The sequence below is a fragment of the Nocardioides sp. P5_E3 genome, assembly GCF_054049275.1.
In genome coordinates this window covers 58,244-76,011 of the sequence record NZ_JBFUMR010000005.1, presented here as the reverse complement: position 1 = coordinate 76,011, position 17,768 = coordinate 58,244, and the positions used below count along the sequence as shown (strand labels likewise).

Sequence of the window (17,768 nt, the reverse complement as noted above, 5' to 3'; positions counted from 1 at the left end):
CGCGTGGCGCTGATCGCGTGCGGCGCGATCGCCCAGCCGGCGGCCGCGGTCGTCGCGCGGCGCGGCTGGCCCGTCGACGTCCACCCCCTTCCCCCGCTCCTGCACAACCACCCGGACCGGATCGCCGACCAGGTGCGCGCACTGGCCGCCAGGCTGGGGCCGTCCTACGGTCGCGTCGTCGTCGGCTACGCCGACTGCGGGACGTACGGCGCCCTCGACGGCGTCTGCGACGACCTCGGGATCCAGCGGCTTCCGGGGCTGCACTGCTACGACGTCTTCGCCGGGCAGTCGCGCCTCGAGCGGTTCTTCGACGAGCAGCCGGGCACCTACCTCCTGACCGACTTCCTCGTCCGGTCGTTCGACCGCACCGTCATCCAGGAGCTGGGCCTCGACCGCCACCCCGAGCTCCGCGACACCTACTTCGGCCACTACACGCGCGTCGTCTGGTTGGCCCAGGAGCCCGACGAGGAGCTCCGCGCCCAGGCCGCCGACGCGGCGGAGAGCCTCGGGCTGCCGCTCACCGTGGTGGCGACGGGCGACCACGGCCTCGAGCAGGCGCTCGCCGACCTCGTGCGCTAGTCGCCGAGCCGACGGAGCAGGTCGGTGCGCCAGGCCTCGGTCTCGCCGATCTGGTTGAAGGTGAAGACGTGGAGGCCCTCGACGAGGGCACCCTCCTCGCCCAGGGCCGGTGCGCACTTCTCCAGGAAGCTCTCGCCGGTGAACCCGCCGGGTGCCGCGAGCCGGGCGAACAGCCCCTTGTTCTTGGCGAGGAACTTGGTCGACTCCCCCACCCCGATGCGGGTGGCCATGCCGAGCAGCTTGGCGCGCTCGACCGGCCCCGGGATGCCGAGCAGCAGCGGCATGGCCACACCGCGGTTGCGGAGCCGGCGGATCCAGTCGCGGACGAGGGTGGGGTCGAAGGTCAGGTTGCTGACGATGTGGGTGGCGTAGTGCCGCTTGTCCCACATCGACTGGACGGTGAGGTCGTCGTTGATCGTCGGGTGGGACTCGGGGTAGCCGGTGATGCCGACGTGGGCGAACGGTGACCCGATCTCGCGGAGGTCCTGCAGCAGCGCGAGCGCGTCGGGATAGTCGCCCGCCGGTTCGGCGTCGCCACCGGGCACGAAGACCCGGCTGATGCCCTTGCCGACGAGCCGGTCCGCGATCTCCTGCAGCTCGGTCCGGCCGGTGACCATCCTGGCCGCGAGGTGGGGCACCACGACGTAGCCGTGCCCGGTGAGGCGCTCGGCGAGGTCGAAGGTCGCCTCCAGGCCCTTGCCCGGCGATGCCGTCACCGTGACCACGCGGTCGCGGGGCAGGTGCTCGAGCACCTTCTCCTCGGTCGAGGCTGTCGGCAGGACCTCGTAGCGAGCGTGCTCGAGGAGCCGGATGAGCGTGGCGGCCGATCGCTTGTTGCGCATGGAGCAACTCATCTCATGATACGCATCAGAAGTGCTCACTGTAATGGTCCGAGGACCGCAGGAGAAGGGACGCGCGCATGACGAAGGGCGGCCACCCCGGACCGGGGTGACCGCCCTTCGACGGTTGCTGCGGAGCAGCGGGTGCTAGCCCAAGGGCCAGCAGGTCGTCACTTAACGGTGACGGTGGCGCCGGCGGCCTCGAGGGCCTCCTTGGCCTTGTCCGCGGCAGCCTTGTCGACACCCTCGAGGATCGTCTTGGGCGCGGCCTCGACCAGGTCCTTGGCCTCCTTCAGGCCGAGGGAGGTCAGGGCGCGCACCTCCTTGATGACGTTGATCTTCTTGTCGCCGGCGGCCTCGAGGACGACCTCGAAGTCGGTCTTCTCCTCCGCGGCGGCGTCGCCACCAGCGGCACCACCGGCGGCCGGGGCGGCGGCCACGGCGACGGGGGCAGCGGCGGTCACGCCGAAGGTGTCCTCGAACTGCTTCACGAACTCGGAGAGCTCGATGAGGGTCATCTCCTTGAACGCGTCAAGGAGCTCGTCGGTGCTGAGCTTCGCCATGATGGCAAACCTTTCGTCTGTGGCGCTGTCGCGGTGTGCGACTGCGCCGGGTTTCAGGTGGTGTACGTCGGCCTGGTCAGGCGTCGGTGGACTCGGCGGCCGGCTCGGCTGCCTCGTCGGTCGCCTCGGGCTCGGCGGCCTCCTCCGAAGAGGGGGCCTCCTCGACCGGGGCGTCCTCGGCAGCCGGAGCAGCCGGCGTACCGGCACCACCTGCGAGGATCGAGGGGTCCTGCTCGGCCTTGGCCTGGAGCGCACCCGCGAGACGGGCGGCCTGGGCGATCGGCGCGTTGAGCAGGTAGACGGCCTGGGAGAGGCTCGCGAGCATGGCGCCCGCCAGCTTGCCCATCAGCACCTCGCGCGACTCGAGGTCGGCCAGCTTGGCCACCTCGGCAGCGTCGAGCGGCTTGCCGTCCAGGACTCCACCCTTGATCACAAGGGCGGGGTTCGCCTTGGCAAAGTCACGCAGACCCTTGGCGGCCTCGACCACGTCTCCATTGATGAAGGCGATGGCGGTGGGGCCGGTCAGCAGGTCGTCGAAGCCTTCGATGCCCACCTCGGTGGCGGCGATCTTGGCCAGCGTGTTCTTGACCACGGCATAGTTGGCGTTCTCGCCGAGGGCACGCCGCAGGTCCTGCAGCTGCTTCACGGTGAGCCCGCGGTACTCGGTCAGTACAGCGCCGGCCGAGTCGTTGAACGAGTCAACGATCTCCGCGACGGCGGCAGTCTTTTCTGCCCGCGCCATGGGTCTCCTTCCGGGGTTGACCACCGGCGTCCGGCCCACAATGACGAACGCCCTGAGCACAGGCTCAGGGCGTGGATGCGGCGAAGGCCGCTGCTCTGAAATCCTGCGCCGGCCGTCCGCTGCTGCGAACCTTCAGTCACGGGCGAGGAGCTCGTGACAACCTGCGGTCTCTGGTTTCGAGATGGAACAGTACGCGCCGGGGTGCGGACCAGACAAATCGGCGGAGCCGGCCTGCAAACCGGTCAATCCTCCTACGCCGGTCGCCCAAGACTGGTGCAATGGCCCCGTGGATCACCAGCTCATGACCGTCGGTGCCTCCCTGGCCCGCAGCGACGAACGCATGCTCACCGGACGCAACGCCGCCGGACGCCTCTGGAAGACCGGCTTCGGGGGCCTCGACCCCATGATCGGCGGCGGGATGCGCGCCGGTTCCCTCGTGCTGCTCGCCGGGCCGCAGGGCCTCGGCAAGTCGACGTTCGCGCTGCAGGTCGCCCGCAACAACGCCGCCACCGGCCGCCCGGTCCTCTACTTCTCCTACGAGCACGACGCCGAGGACCTGACGCAGAAGCTCATCGCCATGGAGGCGGGCGAGCTCGACGACTCCGACCAGGTGCGGATCACCAGCATCCGGTCGATCTTCGACGACCTCTGGGTGAGCTCGCTCGAGCACCGCCTCGAGTCGGTCCCCGCCGGCGTCGAGGCGCTGACCCGGGTCGCGCAGTACTCCGAGATGCTCTTCGTGCACCGCTCGACCGGCTCGCGCACCGACCTCGCCGCGATCCAGGCCGCGATCGTGGCGGTGCGCGAGCTGTCGGGCTCGACGCCGCTCGTGATCGTCGACTACCTGCAGAAGGTGAAGTCGAGCCACCCCGACGAGGAGTCCAGCACCACCGAGATCGTCGAGGGCCTCAAGGACCTCGCCATCGACATCGGCGCCCCGATCCTCGCGATCGCCGCGGCCGAGAAGGACGCCCTGCGCTCGGGCAAGCGGATGCGCGCCAACGACCTGCGCGGGTCGAGCGCCCTGGCCTACGAGGCCGACATCGTGCTGGTGCTCAACAACAAGTTCGACATCGTCGCGCGCCACCACCTGACCTACGACCTCGGCAACGCCGAGCGGTTCCGGGAGTATGCCGTCCTGACGCTCGAGAAGAACCGCTTCGGTCGCGACGGGGCGGTGCTGCAGTACCGCACCCGCTTCGACCAGGGCCGCTACGAGCCCGAGGGCGCGGAGGTCAAGGAGCAGCTGATCGACGAGCGGGTCTTCCGGGACTGATCTCCCGGGCGACCCGCCCGCCGTCGCTCACATCCCGGGCTGCTCGGTGACCTCGCTGGTCGGGGGCGCCTCGATCTCGACGTCGGTGCCGAAGTCGGAGTAGGAGCCCTCGGTGGTCGTGGTGGTCGGCTTGCCGCCGCCCGCCGCCGGGATCTCCATGGTCTGCGTGAACTTGCGCGGCAGGTCGTCGGCGTCGACCCACATCTCGGTCACCAGCTCGTCGGGCAGCATGTCGGCCATCGCGGCCGGGAACTCCATGGCCTTGAGGTACTGATTCGGGTCGAGGGTGATCCGGTAGTGGTTGGTCTCGACCCCGTCGACGTCCTCGGCTCCCACGAGCTCGAGCTTCTTCGGCGCTTCCATGGCCTTGAACATGACCTCGGGGTCGGTCGCCTTGCCGATCATCCCGAAGAGCGAGTTCGGGTCGCTCAGGTCGATCTTGAGCCACTTGTCGCCCGTGCCGAGCTCCGGCGACTTCATGTACATCGCCTTGCCGACCAGGATCATCTCCATGGCCTGGGCGCCGGTGCTGGAGGCCTTCATCTCGACGCCGTCGTCGCCGAAGCGGGCCTCGCCCGTCATGGTCTGGGTCTGGCCGGCAGAGCCCGAGGTGGTCTCGAAGGCGAAGGTCTCCGCCTCGCGCATCGCGTCCATGACCGCCGGGTAGAAGTCGTCGGCGGAGAGCTCGGCGAGCGAGGCCTCAGCCGGCGCCTCGCTCTCGTCGGCGCCGTCGTTGGTCGTCGTGGCGTCATCGGTGCTCTCGTCCGTGGCCGAGCTCGAGGAGTCGGTGGAACCGGAGTCGTCGCTGCACGCGGCGAGCCCGACCCCCATGGTCAGCACCAGGGCGGCGGAGCCGAGGCGGCGGGCGAGGGACGGGACGCGCATGTGTGTCTCCTGGGACGAGTGGTGCGACGGTTGTACGGGGCTGTCTGCGGGCACGTGTGCCACTGACGTTCTACCCGATGGCCCCGCAGCCAAACGGCAGGAGGGCACGCGGTCGGGACGCAGAACGGCCCGGCCGCCCCCGAGGGGCGACCGGGCCGAGCGGTGCGTGGTGGATCAGGCCTGGACGGCCTCGTCCTCCGACGCGACGTTCTTCACGCGGTTGGGGTCGACCTGGATGCCGGGGCCCATCGTCGTGGAGACGGTGATCTTCTTGATGTAGCGGCCCTTGGAGCTGGCCGGCTTGAGACGCAGCACCTCCTCGAGGGCGGCGGCGTAGTTCTCCGCGAGCTGGGCCTCGGAGAAGGATGCCTTGCCGATGATGAAGTGCAGGTTCGAGTGGCGGTCGACGCGGAACTCGATCTTGCCGCCCTTGATGTCCGTGACGGCCTTGGCGACGTCGGGGGTCACCGTGCCGGTCTTCGGGTTCGGCATGAGCGAGCGCGGGCCGAGGACGCGACCGAGACGGCCGACCTTGCCCATCATGTCGGGCGTCGCGACGACGGCGTCGAAGTCGAGCCAGCCGCCGGCGACCTTCTCGATCAGCTCGTCGCCACCGACGAACTCGGCGCCGGCCTCACGGGCAGCGTCGGCCTTGTCGGCGTTGGCGAACACGAGGACACGGGCGGTCTTGCCGGTGCCGTGCGGGAGGTTGACGGTGCCGCGGACCATCTGGTCGGCCTTGCGCGGGTCGACACCCAGGCGCATGACGACGTCGAGGGTCTCGTCGAACTTCTTCTTGGAGCCACCCTTGGCGATCTTGATGGCGGCCAGCGGCGCGTAGAGCTCGTCCATGTCGAACGTCTCGGCGGCCGCGCGGTAGGTCTTGCTGCGCTGCATAGTCTTCTCGTTTCTGTGGTGCGAAGGATGTGGTCAGCGAGCCAGCGCGGCTCTCCCACAGGGATTCAGTCGGTCGTGACGCCCATCGAGCGCGCAGTGCCCTCGACGATCTTCATGGCCGCGTCGATGTCGTTGGCGTTGAGGTCGGGCAGCTTGGTGGTCGCGATCTCGCGGACCTGGTCCTTGGTCAGCTTGCCCACCTTGTCCTTGTGCGGGACGCCAGAACCCTTGGACAGACCGGCAGCCTTCTTGATGAGCTCGGCGGCCGGCGGGGTCTTGGTGATGAAGTCGAACGTGCGGTCCTCGTAGATGGTGATCTCGACGGGGATGACGTTGCCGCGCATGGACTCGGTCTGGGCGTTGTAGGCCTTGCAGAAGTCCATGATGTTGACGCCGTGCGGACCGAGCGCCGTACCGACCGGCGGGGCCGGGGTGGCCGAACCGGCCTGCAGCTGCACCTTGACGAGTGCGGCGATCTTCTTCTTGGGAGGCATTGCCTTCTACTTTCTCTCGTGTGGTCATGACGAGGGCACCTGCCCCCTGCCACGGGTTGTCGCTCGTTCATTGTCGGCCCGGAGAGCGGACCGACGGAAATCGTCAGACCTTCTGGATCTGGCTGAAGCTGAGCTCGACCGGCGTCTCGCGGCCGAAGATCTCGACGAGCGCCTTGACGCGCTGCGACTCGGCGTTGATCTCGGTGATCGTCGCGTGGAGCGTGGCGAACGGGCCGTCGACGACCATGACCGAGTCGGAGACGTCGAAGTCGGCGACCTCGACCGGCTTGCGGGGCGTGGTGGACGCACCCTTCTCGCCCGACGCGGCGGCCTCGGCCTCGGCGACGGCCACGACGGCCGGCGCGAGCATGTCCTCGACCTCGCTCATGCTCAGCGGCACGGGCTGGTGGCTGTGGCCCACGAAGCCGGTGACCGACGGCGTGTGGCGCACGGCGGACCAGGACTCGTCGGTGAGGTCCATGCGGACCAGGACGTAGCCGGGCAGGACGGTGCGGGTGACCATCTTGCGCTGGCCGTTCTTGATCTCCGCGACCTCCTCGGTGGGGACCACGATCTCGTGGATGTAGTCCTCCATGTTGAGGGAGATGATGCGGTTCTCGAGGTTGTGCTTGACCCGCTTCTCCATGCCGGAGTAGGTGTGCACGACGAACCAGTCGCCGGGCTTGGCCCACAGCTCGCGGCGGAACGCCTCGAGCGGGTCGTTCTCCTCGGCGGAGGCCTCAGCGGCGTCCTCGTCAGCGTCGTCCTCGGCGGACACGTCGTCAGCCTCGGCGGACTCGTCGTCAGCCTCGTCGGTCACGTCGTCAGCCTCGTCGGTCACGTCCTCGGTGACCTCGTCGGTCACGTCCTCGTCGGCGGGGGTGTCCTCGACGACGTCCTCGACGGCGTCCTCCGGGGTCGCCTCGTCGACGGACTCGACCTGGTCGTCGACCTGGTCCACGTCATTGTTCTCAGACACGTCTCACTCCGTAGTTCGTAGCGGGGGGCGGGGAACTGTCTCCCCCGTCGTCACTGGACGCTGCCGCCACCGGTGAAGACCTCGAAGACCAGCTTTCCGAAAGCCAGGTCGAGGACCGTCACGAGCGCCATCACCACGACGACGAAGACCAGAACGACGAAGAAGTAGGTGATCAGCTGCTGCTGGGTGGGCCACACCACCTTGCGGAGCTCGGCCACCACCTGGCGCAGGAACGTGGCGGGGCTGGTGCGCCCACGGTCGTCGCCGCGCGAGTCGCGCCGGTCCTGAACCGCGTTGCCGTCAGCCACGTCATCCACCTTCTCGTTGTTGCTGTGCAGTGTTCCTCGCAGGGCACGAGGGACTTGAACCCCCAACCTTCGGTTTTGGAGACCGATGCTCTGCCAGTTGAGCTAGTGCCCTCCGGTGGTTCCATCCCCATCACTGGGGGCATGCCGAAGCATGTGGCGAAACCACCAGTCCGGAAGCATACGGGGCAGTCCCAGTCCCAGTCGAACCGAGGCACCCCACCGGGCGCGGGGAGCGACACCGCGTCCCCCTACGATGCGGGCATGGCAGGTGCGGGGGCGGGGCCGGCGGCGGGTGCGGAGTCGCGTCGCGAGGTGTCGCGGCTCCCCAAGGCGCACCTCCACCTCCACTTCACCGGGTCGATGCGCCACGGCACGCTGCTCGAGCTGGCCGAGCGCGACGGCATCGTGCTGCCCGACTCGCTGGTCGAGGACTGGCCGCCGCAGCTCAGCGCCGCCGACGAGAAGGGCTGGTTCCGGTTCCAGCGCCTCTACGACGTGGCGCGCTCGGTGCTGCGCACGCCCGACGACGTACGACGCCTCGTGCTCGAGGCGGCCGAGGACGACGTCCGGGACGGCGGCCGGTGGTTGGAGATCCAGGTCGACCCGAGTGGCTACGCGGCGAGGTTCGGCGGGATCACCGAGTTCACCGACCTGGTCCTCGACTGCGTGCGCGACGCCTCCGAGCGCACCGGCCTCGGCATGGCGGTCGTGATCGCCGCCAACCGCACCCGCCACCCGCTCGACGCCCGTACGCTCGCGCGCCTGGCCGCCCAGTACGCCGGACGGGGTGTCGTCGGCTTCGGGCTCTCCAACGACGAGCGCCGCGGGCGCACCGCGGACTTCGAGGGCGCCTTCCGGATCGCCGACCGGGCCGGCCTGCTGCTCGTGCCGCACGGCGGCGAGCTGCGCGGACCCGACCACGTCCGGCAGTGCCTCGACGGCCTCGGCGCCCACCGGCTCGGGCACGGCGTCCGCAGCGTGGAGGACCCGGCGCTGCTCGACCGGCTCGTCGAGTCCGGCGTCGCGCTGGAGGTGTGCCCGGTCTCCAACGTCTCGCTCGGCGTCTACAGCGACCTCACGTCGGTCCCGCTGCCCCAGCTCCTTGCCGCGGGCGCGACGGTCGCCCTGGGCGCCGACGACCCGCTGCTCTTCGGCTCCCGCCTCGCCGGCCAGTACGCCACGATGCGCGCCGCGCACGACCTCGACGACGCGACGCTGGCCCGGCTGGCGGAGATGTCGTTCACGGCCTCCCAGGCCCCGTCCGACGTCGTGGCCGCGGCCCAGCGGGACATCGCCGCCTGGCTCGCCTGACGCGCAGAGGTCAGAGGGAGCAGCCGACCGTCACGGGCTCGTTGACGAGCGTGACGCCGAAGCGCTCGTGCACCCCGTCACGCACCTCCCGGGCGAGGGCGAGCAGCTCGTCGGTGGTGGCGCCGCCGCGGTTGGTGAGGGCGAGGGTGTGCTTGGTGGACAGCCGCACCCGCTCCCCCACGGCCGGGCTGGCGTAGCCCTTGCCGTAGCCGGCGTGCTCGATGAGCCACGCGGCGCTCGACTTCACGCTGCCGTCGGCCTGCTCCCACCGCGGGGCGTCCTCGGGCAGCGCCACGGCCTCGTCCGGCGTCAGGAACGGGTTGGTGAAGAACGACCCGGCGCTCCACGTGTCGTGGTCGTCGGCGTCGAGCACCATGCCCTTGCCCGAGCGCAGCGCCAGTACCGCGTCGCGCACGGCCTGCAGCGGGGCGCGCTCACCAACCCTGACACCGAGGGTGCGGGCGAGCTCGGCGTAGGCCACGGGCTCGGACAGGTCGCCCTGCCGCAGCTGGAAGGTCACCTCGAGCACGACGTAGCGCCCGGGCTCGGCCTTGAAGCGGCTGTGGCGGTAGCCGAAGCCGCAGTCGGCGGCGGCGAAGGTGCGCTGGGTGCGGTCGACGCGGTCCCAGGTGCGGACGCGGGCGATGGTCTGGGAGACGTCCTGCCCGTAGGCGCCGACGTTCTGGATGGGGGTCGAGCCGACGGCCCCGGGGATCCCGGAGAGCGCCTCGATGCCCGCCCACCCCTGGTCGACGGCGTGCGCGACCAGCTCGTCCCAGTCCTCACCGGCCGCCACCGTGAGCACGACTCCCCCGCACTGGGCGAGGGCGTCGACGTCGCAGGTGTCGGTGTCGGCGTCGACGCCGGTGGTGGCGACCTCCACGACCAGGCCGTCGAACCCGGCGTCGGCGACGACGAGGTTGGAGCCGCCCGCCAGCAGCAGCACGGGCGTGCCGGCGGCGTCGGCGTCGGCCACGGCGGCGACCAGCTCGGCCTCGGTGGTGGCGCGCACCCACTCGCGGCCGGGGCCACCCAGGCGCAGGGTGGTGTGGTCGCGCAGGTCAGGCACGGACGGTGGCCTCGCGCACCACGGCCTTGGGCATGCCGAGCACCTTCTTGCCCTCGCACGTCACCTCGAGCGCGAGCGTGACCACGCCGTCGGCCACCGACTTCACGGTGCCGCCGACGACCACGTCGGCGCCACCCTCGGCGGGTACGACGACGGGGCTGGTGAACTTCGCCCCGAGGTCGACGACCTCGGCGCCGCCGGTCCACTCGGCGACCGCGCGGCCGACGAGCGCGAGGGTGTACATGCCGTGGGCGATCACACCGGGGAGGCCGACGCTGCGCGCGACGTCCTCGTCCTGGTGGATCGGGTTGTGGTCGCCGCTGGCGTCGGCGTAGGCGACGAGGTCGGCGCGGGTGATCGTGAAGGTCAACGTCTCGAGGACGTCACCGGCGTTCATGCTGCACCTCCGGACGAGTGGACGAGGGTGGCCTTGCCGGTGCAGACGACGGCGCCGGTGGCATCGGTGATCTCGCTGGTCGTCGCGATGATGTCGGCGCCGCCGATCTGGCGGAGGCCGGTGACGGTCAGCGTCGCGCTGAGCTCGTCGCCGACCGCCAGGGGGCGCACGTAGGCGAAGCGCTGCTCGCCGTGGACGATCCGGTGCAGGTCGATCGCCTCGGCATCGAGGAAGGCCTGCATCGCGTCGAAGGCCAGCACGATCGGGAAGGTCGGCGGGACCGCCCCACCGTCGGCGCCGGGGTGGCCGACGGAGGCGGCGAAGGCGTTGACCCGCTCGGGGGTCACGGACAGGGGCGCCGGTGCGGGGAACGCGCGCCCCACCAGCGAGGGGTCGACGGGCATGTCACGACCCTAGCCGGGAGCGACGCAGTCGCACGCGGCGTGAGTGGGGAGGTTGAGCAAGCGCGCGAGCGAGCGAGCGAGCTCGCGACCGCGCGTCGAAACCAACGCCTACAAACACGACAACCCGTCCGAGTGCTCGGACGGGTCGGGTGTGACGAAGAACGACGTCAGCGGGTCTCGCGGTGGATCGTGTGCCGGCGGTCGCGCGGGCAGAACTTCTTCAGCTCGATCCGGTCCGGGTCGTTGCGACGGTTCTTCTTGGTGATGTAGTTGCGCTCCTTGCACTCCGTGCACGCGAGCGTGATCTTGGGGCGAACGTCAGAGCTCTTGCTGGCCATGAGGAGATCCTTGGGTTTGCGAGTGGTGCGGGGGCTGCTGCGATTTGGTGGTAGCGGGGGCGGGACTCGAACCCGCGACACCACGATTATGAGCCGTGTGCTCTAACCACCTGAGCTACCCCGCCGCGGAGGACGGACTTCCCGGAGGAGATCCGACCCAGAGCCCCTTTACGGAATCGAACCGTAGACCTTCTCCTTACCATGGAGACGCTCTGCCGACTGAGCTAAAGGGGCAACGACGGAGAACGATACACACGGCCAGCCGTGTTGAAAAATCGGCTGCCCCTCCCCCCGATCCGGCCGTTCAGGACGCCGATCAGGACGCTTGGATCCGAGGCCATCCGACGGCCTCCTCGAGCTCGTACGACAGCCCCAGCAGGCGTGCCTCGCGACCTGCTCCGGCGGCGAGCATCATCCCCTGCGGCAGCCCGGCGGCTGTGGTGGCGAGGGGCAGCGAGACGGCCGGCTCGCCGGTCGCGTTCTGCAGCGGCGTGAACGCGACCCACTCCATCAGCCGGTTCATGATCTCGTCGTAGTCCTGGTCGGGGCGCAGGTGGCCGACGCGTGGCGTCTCGGTCGCGAGGGTGGGCGTCAGGGTGATGTCGTACGACGCCCGGTGCCGCGCCGCGAGCTTCTGCGAGCCGCGGAGCACCGCGATCGAGTACGGCTGCTTGTGCAGGTTGCGCGCGGCGTGCCGGGCCAGGCCGAGGGTCAGGTTGTCCAGCTTGGTCGGGTCCCAGGTGGGGCCGAAGTCCTTCTTGCCCCGGCGGGCGATGACCAGCGCGAGCATCGACCAGAAGCGGACGAAGTGCTCGGGGAAGCTGTCCGGCACCGGGTTGTCGACCTCCTCGACGTGGTGGCCGAGCCGCTCGAGCAGGGCGGCCGTGCGCAGCGTCAGCTCGCGCACCTCGGGGCTGCACGAGCGGTCGATCCCCTCGGTGACGACCGCGATGCGGAGCCGGGCCCGGCTCGGGCGGGTGACGTCGCCGACCGGCGCGAGGAGCGGGTTGCGCCAGACCTTCTCGGCCTCGCGGTAGAACGCGGCGGTGTCGCGGACGCTGCGGGTCAGGACACCGTCGGAGACGATCCGCACCGGCATGTCGCGCATCATCCGGTCCTGGGCCAGGCGACCGCGGGTGGGCTTGAGGCCCACGAGCCCGTTGACCGCGGCGGGGATCCGGATCGAGCCGCCGCCGTCATTGGCGTGCGCGATCGGCACCGCACCGGCGGCGACGAGGGCGGCGGAGCCCGCGGACGACGCGCCGGCGTAGTGGTCGGGGCTCCACGGGGAGCGGACCGGCCCGAGGCGCACGTGGTCGGCGGCGCCGGAGAAGCCGAACTCCGAGAGCTGCGTCTTGCCGAGCGGGATGAGCCCGGTGGCGAGGTACATCCGGGCGAAGTCGCCGTCGGCCTCCTGCGGCTGGGCGCTGAACGCGTCCGAGCCGTGCTGGGTCGGCATGCCTGCGACGTCGACGTTGTCCTTGACGAACGTGGGGACGCCCGCGAACCAGCCTCCGCGCGGGTGCCGGGACTCCTCCCGGGCGCGGTCGTAGGCGGCGTACGCCACGGCGCCGAGGGCGGCGTCGACCTGCTCGGTGCGGACGATCGCGGCCTCGACGACCTCCGGTACCGACACGAGGCCGGAGCGGAGCGCCTCGACGAGGTCCGTGGCGTCGAGGTCGGTGAGGGCGTCGTCGGCGGAGAAGGCGTGCACGCGCGTCATGGACGGGCAGCCTACGGACTGAGCGGGACGCGCGGCAGTGGTGGAATTCGGTGGCCTACACCGCCCCGGTGGTGCAGCGTGGCCGGCATGACCAGCAGCGACTACTGGGACGCCGAGACCGCGGCGACGTACGACGAGGGCTCGGCCTTCATGTTCGCGCCGGAGGTCCTCGACCCGGCGGTCGACTTCCTGGCCGCGCTCGCCGGCAACGGTGGCGCCCTCGAGATGGCCATCGGCACCGGCCGGGTCGCGATCCCCCTGGCCGAGCGCGGCGTCCGGGTCGCCGGCATCGAGCTGTCGCAGCCGATGACGGATGAGCTCCACCGCAAGCGGGCGGACATCCCCGTCGCGGTGGGTGACATGGCCACGACCCGCGTCGACGGCGAGTTCGACCTCGTCTACGTCGTCTGGAACAGCATCGGCAACGTGCGCACGCAGGCCGAGCAGGTCGCGTGCTTCCGCAACGCTGCTCGCCACCTCGCGCCGGGTGGCCGCTTCGTGGTCGAGCTGTGGGTGCCCGGCATCCGGCGCTTCCCGCCCGGCCAGGCCGCGGTGCCGTTCCACGTCGGGCGTCGCCACGTCGGGTTCGACACCTACGACATGACCACGCAGCAGGGCACGTCCCACCACTACCACCGCCACGACGACGGCACCGTCACCTACGGCGAGAGCAACTTCCGCTACATCTGGCCCGCCGAGTGCGACCTGATGGCCCAGCTCGCCGGGATGGAGCTGGAGCGCCGCGTCGCGGACTGGCACGGGGCGCCCTTCACCAACGACAGCGAGAGCCACGTCTCGGTGTGGCGCAAGCCCGCCTGACCCCGAGCCGGGTCAGCCGGCGCACCCGCGCCTGTGGCACCCCTCGAGGTGGTCGTCGACCAGGCCGACGGCCTCCATCAGGGCGTGCATCGTCGTCGGGCCCACGAAGGCGAAGCCCGCCTTCTTGAGCGCCTTGGACAGCGCGACCGACTCGGCCGAGGTGGTGGGCACGTCGGCGGTGGTGCGCGGTGCCGGCCCCGGCTCGGGCCGGAAGGACCAGATGAACGCCTCCAGCCCACCCTGCTCGCGCAGCGCGACGGTGGCACGGGCGTTGGTGATCGCCGCGTCGACCTTGCGGCGGTTGCGGACGATGCCGGCGTCGCCCATCAGCCGCTCCACGTCGCGGTCGTCGAAGGCGGCCACCGCGTCGGCGTCGAACCCGGCGAACGCGGCGCGGAAGTTGTCCCGCTTGTCGAGGATCGTGCGCCACGACAGGCCCGACTGGAAGGCCTCCAGCGTCAGCCGCTCGAGGTGGGCCGCCTCGCCGTCGACGCGCAGCCCCCACTCGGTGTCGTGGTAGGCGAGGTTGACGGGGTCGCCCGCGCCCCAGGGGCAGCGCGCGATCCCGTCGGCGCCGACCACGGGGCCGGCGCCGGGCGACTCGGCGGGGGTCTCGGTGGGCGTCTCCATGCAGGCATCCTCGCCCACGCCGGGGACACCAGCGTCCGGTGTCAGCCGACGGCGGACGTCGTACGACCGCGTCCGCGCCGTCCCAGCATGTAGGGCAGCCCGGCCCCGGCTGCGTAGACCGTCCGGGACAGCCGGCCGCGCCACGTCGGCACTGGGAGGGCGCCAGCGCCCGGGTCGAGCTCGCGCACGTCGACGTAGAACGCGGTCACCGTGCCGAAGCCGTCCACCGCCGGTTCGACCCGTCCGACCGACGGCGTGAGCCCCGCGGACCCCGTGCCGTAGAGGTCCTCGGTCATCAGGACGTACTCGCGCAGCGGGACGTCGTTCTTGAGCAGGCGGTGCAGCAGGATCACGTCGATGCCGACCAGCTTGAGCCGGTCGCGGATGGTCTGCGTGGCGACCTCCCCCACGTGGGCGACGAACTTGAGGGTGAGTGCGGCTGCCTCCTTGCAGCCCGCGCACGGGCAGAGGTTGCGGGCGACGTACTCGCGCTCGATGTGGAACGCGCGGTGCATGGCAGCCGCGGCCCGCGTGACCTCCTCGACGAGCTCGCCGGGGTCGGCCGGTCCGACCTCGCGGTAGAGGAACGCCGCGTCGCCCTCGATCTCGACCAGCTCGAGCCCGGGGACGGCGTCGACGATCACGCCGAGGAGCCGCCCGGTGTTGACCTCGGCGTGCGCCAGGCTCATCCGGTGCGTGCTCATGTAGGTGGTGTAGCCGCCGATGTCGGCGATCAGCAGGAGTCCCTGCGCTGAGGTCATCGCTCTCTCACTTCCTGCTGGTCGTCTGGTCGGGCTGGTCGGGCTGGTCGGGCTGGTCGGGGTCGTAGCGCTCGAGCAGCCGGCCCATGCCGAGGGCCGCCTCGCGGGCGCTGGGGGTGTAGCCGAGGACGACGGTGAGGAAGCAGTCGGCGTCGAGGCTCCGCAGTCGTACGTCGGTGCGCGCGGCGACGGACGCCGTCCGGGCGCTGTGCCGCAGCAGGGCGATCTCGCCGAACCCTTCGCCGGCGCCCAGGGTGGCCAGCAGCCGGCCGTCGCCCACGACGTCGACCTGCCCGGACTCCACGACGTAGTAGCGGTCGCCGACGTCGCCCTGCTCGAAGACCGGAGCACCCGCAGCCACCTCTCGGAGCTCGAGGCCGCGGACGAGCTGCTCGACCGACGGGAGCGGCAGCGTGCGGAGCATCGGGACGTGCTGCAGCAGCCGGACGTCCTCGTCGTGGACGCCGACGGTGCGGTCGAGCGCGCGCAGCCGCCACCACGACGCGGCCGCCAGAGCGGGGCAGACCATGCCGACCGCCACCAGGGCGGTCCGCACGCCCCAGGCGTCCACGGCGAACGACGTCGCCAGCGCGCCGACCCCGATGGAGACGGCGACCAGGCTCTCCAGGACGCCGAACACGCGGGCGAGCACCGCGTCGGGCGCCATCCGGCCGAGCAGCGTGAAGCCCGCGACGTCGATGAGCGCGTTGCCCCCGCCGATCAGGGCGAGGAAGAACAGGGCCGCCAGGTCACGGGGGACGAGGCCGACGAGCACGAGCGGGAGCCCCCAGAGGGTGACCCCGAGGGCGAACCACGCCCCGAGCCGACGCGTGCCGACGAGCAGCGACGCGGCGAGCGAGCCCACCACGGCGCCGACCCCCACGGCGGTCATCAACGTGCCGGCGCCCGGCTCGCCGCGGCCGAGCAGCTCGATCGACACCACGACGGAGAACACCGTCAGCGCCCCGCGCGTGAACGACTGGGCGGCGGCCAGGCCCAGGACCAGCGCGACGTCGCGGTTGCGGACCACCGCGACCACGCCCTCGACCACCTCGCGCCCGAGCCGCCGACCGGTCGCGGGGGGTCGGGGTGGGGCGTCGTAGTCCAGGCGCAGGAGCAGCGCCGCCGACCACAGCGACGCGGCGGCCGCGACCCCGAAGACCACGTCGACGTCCGCGACCTCCAGGATCACGGCGGCCAGCAGGGGTCCGACGAGGGTGGCGGCGGAGTCGAGCATGCCGCGCACCACGTTGGCGCTGGCGAGCTCGTGACCGGTGTGGCACAGCGACGGCAGCAGCGCGGAGTGTGCCGGGCGGAACAGGGTCGCGGCGATCGTCGAGAGGACCGCCAGCGCGTAGATCAGGGCGGGGGCGCCGCCCAGGGCCGCGACGACGGCGGCGGCGCCGGTGGCCACCCCGCGGGCCGTGGACACCACCACCAGTACCTTCTCGCGGCGGCCCCGGTCGGCGAACGGCGAGAGCAGCGGCGCGCAGATCGCCGACGGCAGCATGCGGAGCAGCCCGACCAGACCCACGGCGGCCGCACCACCGTCGCGGTAGGCCACGATGCCGAGCGCCACGGTGAACGCCCACTCGGCGGTCCAGGCGCCCAGGAAGCTCAGCTGGGCGCGTCGGAGGTTGGGGTTGCGCGCGTTGCTGGTGAAGGCAGAGGCCGCGTCGGACAGGCGGTGCGCCCGGACCGTCTCCCCCATCTGGTGACTCTAGGGCCGCCCGGAGGACCGGCGGGAGGGGCAACGGACGGCACTCCGGTCAAGAACGACCGAAGGTTCACCGCAGGATCAGTGCCGTTCCTTGAGCCGCACGTTGGGCAGCACCGGCGCCGGGATGGGCTGCATGCCGAGGTCGACCGTGCCGAACCGGCCCTCGGCGACCTCACGTCCGTCGGCGACGACGTCGCCGTGCTCGCCCACCATGATCTGGTCCTGCCACTCCTGGCGGTAGGCGGCGATCTCGTCGTGGCTGCGGCCGATGAAGTTCCACCACATCACGATCGGCTCACCGAAGGGCGGGCCACCGAGGAGCAGGAGCCGGGCCTCCTCCTGGGCCGTCACGGCGATGGTCGACCTGCCGTGCGGGACGTGGGCGAGGTCGCTGGGCGCGAGCTCCTGGCCGTCGACGTCGATCGAGCCGACGTCGAGGAGCACCCCGTGCTCGAACGACGGGTCGATGTCCACCTCGAGGCTCTTGCCCGGGGCCAGCATGATCTCGGCACCGAGGAGCGGCGTGTGCACGTGGACCGGCGAGGTGGCGCCGAGCAGCGACCCGATGAAGACCCGGGCCTCCCACCCCGGTCCGCGGACCGGCTCGGGCACGAAGTGCTCGAAGCGGGGCTCGACGTGGCGGCTGTGGTCGGGGAGCGCGATCCAGAGCTGGGCACCGTGGAGCGTGGTGGTGTCGGGCGTGGAGACCTCGGTGTGGCTGATCCCACGACCGGCGGTCATCAGGTTCAGCTCGCCGGGACGCACGGTGGCCAGGCTGCCGACGGAGTCACGGTGCTCGAGCTCGCCGCCGAAGAGCCAGCTGGCGGTCTGCAACCCCGTGTGCGGGTGGGCCGGGAGCACCATCCCGCCCGTCCGGTCGACCTCGTCGGGACCGTAGTGGTCGACGAAGCACCAGGCCCCGATCAGCGAGCGGTGGCGCTGCGGGAGCGTGCGTCGTACGCGCATGGCCCGCGGACCTCCCAGTGGGACGTCACGCGGAGCAAGCACCTCGACGTCGGTCATCGACCGCCACG

Annotated in this window: 21 protein-coding genes and 3 tRNA genes; 4 read left to right on the top strand and 20 right to left on the bottom strand. The window is 71.2% G+C overall.

Annotated features, from left to right (window positions below):
* Window positions 1-3: 3 nt before the first annotated feature.
* Window positions 4-579 carry a DUF1638 domain-containing protein gene (locus ACXJKB_RS04340; protein ID WP_457185756.1) on the top strand — a complete coding sequence of 192 codons (576 nt, stop codon included), beginning with the start codon at window positions 4-6 and terminating at the stop codon, window positions 577-579.
* Here the strand turns inward: ACXJKB_RS04340 and ACXJKB_RS04335 are convergent.
* The 3 genes from ACXJKB_RS04335 to rplJ all read right to left on the bottom strand — a co-directional run bounded on the left by ACXJKB_RS04335 (window position 576) and on the right by rplJ (window position 2,723).
* The gene (locus tag ACXJKB_RS04335; RefSeq protein ID WP_457185754.1) at window positions 576-1,421 is read right to left on the bottom strand and encodes a methylenetetrahydrofolate reductase; all 846 of its coding nucleotides are present in this window, start codon (window positions 1,419-1,421) and stop codon (window positions 576-578) included. The genes ACXJKB_RS04340 and ACXJKB_RS04335 overlap by 4 nt on opposite strands.
* Before the next feature lie 167 nt (window positions 1,422-1,588).
* Entirely contained in the window at window positions 1,589-1,981 is a 393-nt protein-coding gene (gene rplL, locus ACXJKB_RS04330; RefSeq protein WP_457185752.1) for a 50S ribosomal protein L7/L12, read from the bottom strand.
* A gap of 76 nt (window positions 1,982-2,057) precedes the next feature.
* Window positions 2,058-2,723 carry a 50S ribosomal protein L10 gene (rplJ, locus tag ACXJKB_RS04325; protein ID WP_191194468.1) on the bottom strand — a complete coding sequence of 222 codons (666 nt, stop codon included), beginning with the start codon at window positions 2,721-2,723 and terminating at the stop codon, window positions 2,058-2,060.
* 286 nt (window positions 2,724-3,009) lie between these two features.
* Here rplJ and ACXJKB_RS04320 point away from each other — a divergent pair, with 286 nt between their 5' ends.
* The gene (locus ACXJKB_RS04320; protein WP_457185749.1) at window positions 3,010-3,999 is read left to right on the top strand and encodes a DnaB-like helicase C-terminal domain-containing protein; all 990 of its coding nucleotides are present in this window, start codon (window positions 3,010-3,012) and stop codon (window positions 3,997-3,999) included.
* A 27-nt stretch (window positions 4,000-4,026) separates the two neighbouring features.
* Here ACXJKB_RS04320 and ACXJKB_RS04315 read toward each other — a convergent pair whose 3' ends face one another.
* The 6 genes from ACXJKB_RS04315 to ACXJKB_RS04290 form a co-directional block, all read right to left on the bottom strand.
* The gene (locus ACXJKB_RS04315) at window positions 4,027-4,884 is read right to left on the bottom strand and encodes a hypothetical protein (RefSeq protein WP_457185747.1); all 858 of its coding nucleotides are present in this window, start codon (window positions 4,882-4,884) and stop codon (window positions 4,027-4,029) included.
* 174 nt (window positions 4,885-5,058) lie between these two features.
* On the bottom strand, window positions 5,059-5,781 hold the full coding sequence (gene rplA, locus ACXJKB_RS04310) for a 50S ribosomal protein L1 (protein WP_191194465.1): 723 nt from the start codon (window positions 5,779-5,781) through the stop codon (window positions 5,059-5,061).
* A gap of 65 nt (window positions 5,782-5,846) precedes the next feature.
* Window positions 5,847-6,275 carry a 50S ribosomal protein L11 gene (gene rplK / locus ACXJKB_RS04305; RefSeq protein WP_056907132.1) on the bottom strand — a complete coding sequence of 143 codons (429 nt, stop codon included), beginning with the start codon at window positions 6,273-6,275 and terminating at the stop codon, window positions 5,847-5,849.
* Window positions 6,276-6,378: 103 nt separating this feature from the next.
* Window positions 6,379-7,254: a transcription termination/antitermination protein NusG gene (gene nusG / locus ACXJKB_RS04300; protein WP_457185744.1), complete on the bottom strand. Its 876-nt coding sequence runs from the start codon at window positions 7,252-7,254 to the stop codon at window positions 6,379-6,381.
* A gap of 50 nt (window positions 7,255-7,304) precedes the next feature.
* Entirely contained in the window at window positions 7,305-7,562 is a 258-nt protein-coding gene (gene secE / locus ACXJKB_RS04295; protein WP_191194464.1) for a preprotein translocase subunit SecE, read from the bottom strand.
* A gap of 39 nt (window positions 7,563-7,601) precedes the next feature.
* A tRNA-Trp gene (locus ACXJKB_RS04290) sits at window positions 7,602-7,674 on the bottom strand.
* 149 nt (window positions 7,675-7,823) lie between these two features.
* Here ACXJKB_RS04290 and ACXJKB_RS04285 point away from each other — a divergent pair.
* Window positions 7,824-8,873, top strand: coding sequence for an adenosine deaminase (locus ACXJKB_RS04285; protein ID WP_457185741.1), 1,050 nt, complete (start codon window positions 7,824-7,826; stop codon window positions 8,871-8,873).
* 10 nt (window positions 8,874-8,883) lie between these two features.
* Here the strand turns inward: ACXJKB_RS04285 and ACXJKB_RS04280 are convergent, their stop codons facing one another.
* From ACXJKB_RS04280 to ACXJKB_RS04250, 7 genes are all read right to left on the bottom strand, one after another.
* Window positions 8,884-9,942: a UDP-N-acetylmuramate dehydrogenase gene (locus ACXJKB_RS04280; RefSeq protein WP_457185739.1), complete on the bottom strand. Its 1,059-nt coding sequence runs from the start codon at window positions 9,940-9,942 to the stop codon at window positions 8,884-8,886.
* Window positions 9,935-10,339 carry a MaoC/PaaZ C-terminal domain-containing protein gene (locus tag ACXJKB_RS04275; protein WP_457185737.1) on the bottom strand — a complete coding sequence of 135 codons (405 nt, stop codon included), beginning with the start codon at window positions 10,337-10,339 and terminating at the stop codon, window positions 9,935-9,937. Before ACXJKB_RS04275 ends, ACXJKB_RS04280 begins: the two co-directional genes overlap by 8 nt.
* Window positions 10,336-10,743: an FAS1-like dehydratase domain-containing protein gene (locus ACXJKB_RS04270; RefSeq protein ID WP_457185735.1), complete on the bottom strand. Its 408-nt coding sequence runs from the start codon at window positions 10,741-10,743 to the stop codon at window positions 10,336-10,338. The genes ACXJKB_RS04275 and ACXJKB_RS04270 overlap by 4 nt, the downstream gene beginning before the upstream one ends.
* A 167-nt stretch (window positions 10,744-10,910) precedes the next feature.
* On the bottom strand, window positions 10,911-11,081 hold the full coding sequence (gene rpmG, locus ACXJKB_RS04265; RefSeq protein WP_056907127.1) for a 50S ribosomal protein L33: 171 nt from the start codon (window positions 11,079-11,081) through the stop codon (window positions 10,911-10,913).
* A 48-nt stretch (window positions 11,082-11,129) separates the two neighbouring features.
* Window positions 11,130-11,206, bottom strand: a tRNA-Met gene (locus ACXJKB_RS04260).
* Window positions 11,207-11,242: 36 nt separating this feature from the next.
* A tRNA-Thr gene (locus ACXJKB_RS04255) sits at window positions 11,243-11,315 on the bottom strand.
* Between the two features lie 82 nt (window positions 11,316-11,397).
* Complete coding sequence (locus tag ACXJKB_RS04250; protein ID WP_457185733.1) at window positions 11,398-12,804, bottom strand: amidase; 1,407 nt, start codon at window positions 12,802-12,804, stop codon at window positions 11,398-11,400.
* An 87-nt stretch (window positions 12,805-12,891) separates the two neighbouring features.
* Here ACXJKB_RS04250 and ACXJKB_RS04245 point away from each other — a divergent pair, with 87 nt between their 5' ends.
* Complete coding sequence (locus ACXJKB_RS04245) at window positions 12,892-13,623, top strand: class I SAM-dependent DNA methyltransferase (protein WP_457185731.1); 732 nt, start codon at window positions 12,892-12,894, stop codon at window positions 13,621-13,623.
* A gap of 12 nt (window positions 13,624-13,635) precedes the next feature.
* On the opposite strand, the gene ACXJKB_RS04240 is transcribed toward ACXJKB_RS04245, so the two are convergent.
* From ACXJKB_RS04240 to ACXJKB_RS04225, 4 genes are all read right to left on the bottom strand, one after another.
* Entirely contained in the window at window positions 13,636-14,253 is a 618-nt protein-coding gene (locus ACXJKB_RS04240; protein WP_457185729.1) for a DNA-3-methyladenine glycosylase I, read from the bottom strand.
* Between the two features lie 41 nt (window positions 14,254-14,294).
* Window positions 14,295-15,014 (bottom strand): DUF2652 domain-containing protein, encoded by a 720-nt coding sequence (locus ACXJKB_RS04235; RefSeq protein WP_457185727.1) that lies wholly within the window; start codon window positions 15,012-15,014, stop codon window positions 14,295-14,297.
* 7 nt (window positions 15,015-15,021) lie between these two features.
* Window positions 15,022-16,725 (bottom strand): MFS transporter, encoded by a 1,704-nt coding sequence (locus tag ACXJKB_RS04230; protein ID WP_457185725.1) that lies wholly within the window; start codon window positions 16,723-16,725, stop codon window positions 15,022-15,024.
* 87 nt (window positions 16,726-16,812) lie between these two features.
* Window positions 16,813-17,757 carry a pirin family protein gene (locus ACXJKB_RS04225; RefSeq protein ID WP_457185723.1) on the bottom strand — a complete coding sequence of 315 codons (945 nt, stop codon included), beginning with the start codon at window positions 17,755-17,757 and terminating at the stop codon, window positions 16,813-16,815.
* Between the last annotated feature and the right edge of the window lie 11 nt (window positions 17,758-17,768).

Coding starts and splice junctions, on each gene's coding strand:
- rplJ (WP_191194468.1), bottom strand. CDS start 2,723: ATGGCGCGGGCAGAAAAGACTGCCGCCGTCGCGGAGATCGTTGACTCG.
- ACXJKB_RS04335 (WP_457185754.1), bottom strand. CDS start 1,421: ATGCGCAACAAGCGATCGGCCGCCACGCTCATCCGGCTCCTCGAGCAC.
- ACXJKB_RS04285 (WP_457185741.1), top strand. CDS start 7,824: ATGGCAGGTGCGGGGGCGGGGCCGGCGGCGGGTGCGGAGTCGCGTCGC.
- ACXJKB_RS04245 (WP_457185731.1), top strand. CDS start 12,892: ATGACCAGCAGCGACTACTGGGACGCCGAGACCGCGGCGACGTACGAC.
- ACXJKB_RS04230 (WP_457185725.1), bottom strand. CDS start 16,725: ATGGGGGAGACGGTCCGGGCGCACCGCCTGTCCGACGCGGCCTCTGCC.
- ACXJKB_RS04235 (WP_457185727.1), bottom strand. CDS start 15,014: ATGACCTCAGCGCAGGGACTCCTGCTGATCGCCGACATCGGCGGCTAC.
- ACXJKB_RS04315 (WP_457185747.1), bottom strand. CDS start 4,884: ATGCGCGTCCCGTCCCTCGCCCGCCGCCTCGGCTCCGCCGCCCTGGTG.
- rplL (WP_457185752.1), bottom strand. CDS start 1,981: ATGGCGAAGCTCAGCACCGACGAGCTCCTTGACGCGTTCAAGGAGATG.
- rplK (WP_056907132.1), bottom strand. CDS start 6,275: ATGCCTCCCAAGAAGAAGATCGCCGCACTCGTCAAGGTGCAGCTGCAG.
- ACXJKB_RS04225 (WP_457185723.1), bottom strand. CDS start 17,757: ATGACCGACGTCGAGGTGCTTGCTCCGCGTGACGTCCCACTGGGAGGT.
- rplA (WP_191194465.1), bottom strand. CDS start 5,781: ATGCAGCGCAGCAAGACCTACCGCGCGGCCGCCGAGACGTTCGACATG.
- ACXJKB_RS04240 (WP_457185729.1), bottom strand. CDS start 14,253: ATGGAGACGCCCACCGAGACCCCCGCCGAGTCGCCCGGCGCCGGCCCC.
- ACXJKB_RS04275 (WP_457185737.1), bottom strand. CDS start 10,339: ATGAACGCCGGTGACGTCCTCGAGACGTTGACCTTCACGATCACCCGC.
- rpmG (WP_056907127.1), bottom strand. CDS start 11,081: ATGGCCAGCAAGAGCTCTGACGTTCGCCCCAAGATCACGCTCGCGTGC.
- ACXJKB_RS04270 (WP_457185735.1), bottom strand. CDS start 10,743: ATGCCCGTCGACCCCTCGCTGGTGGGGCGCGCGTTCCCCGCACCGGCG.
- ACXJKB_RS04250 (WP_457185733.1), bottom strand. CDS start 12,804: ATGACGCGCGTGCACGCCTTCTCCGCCGACGACGCCCTCACCGACCTC.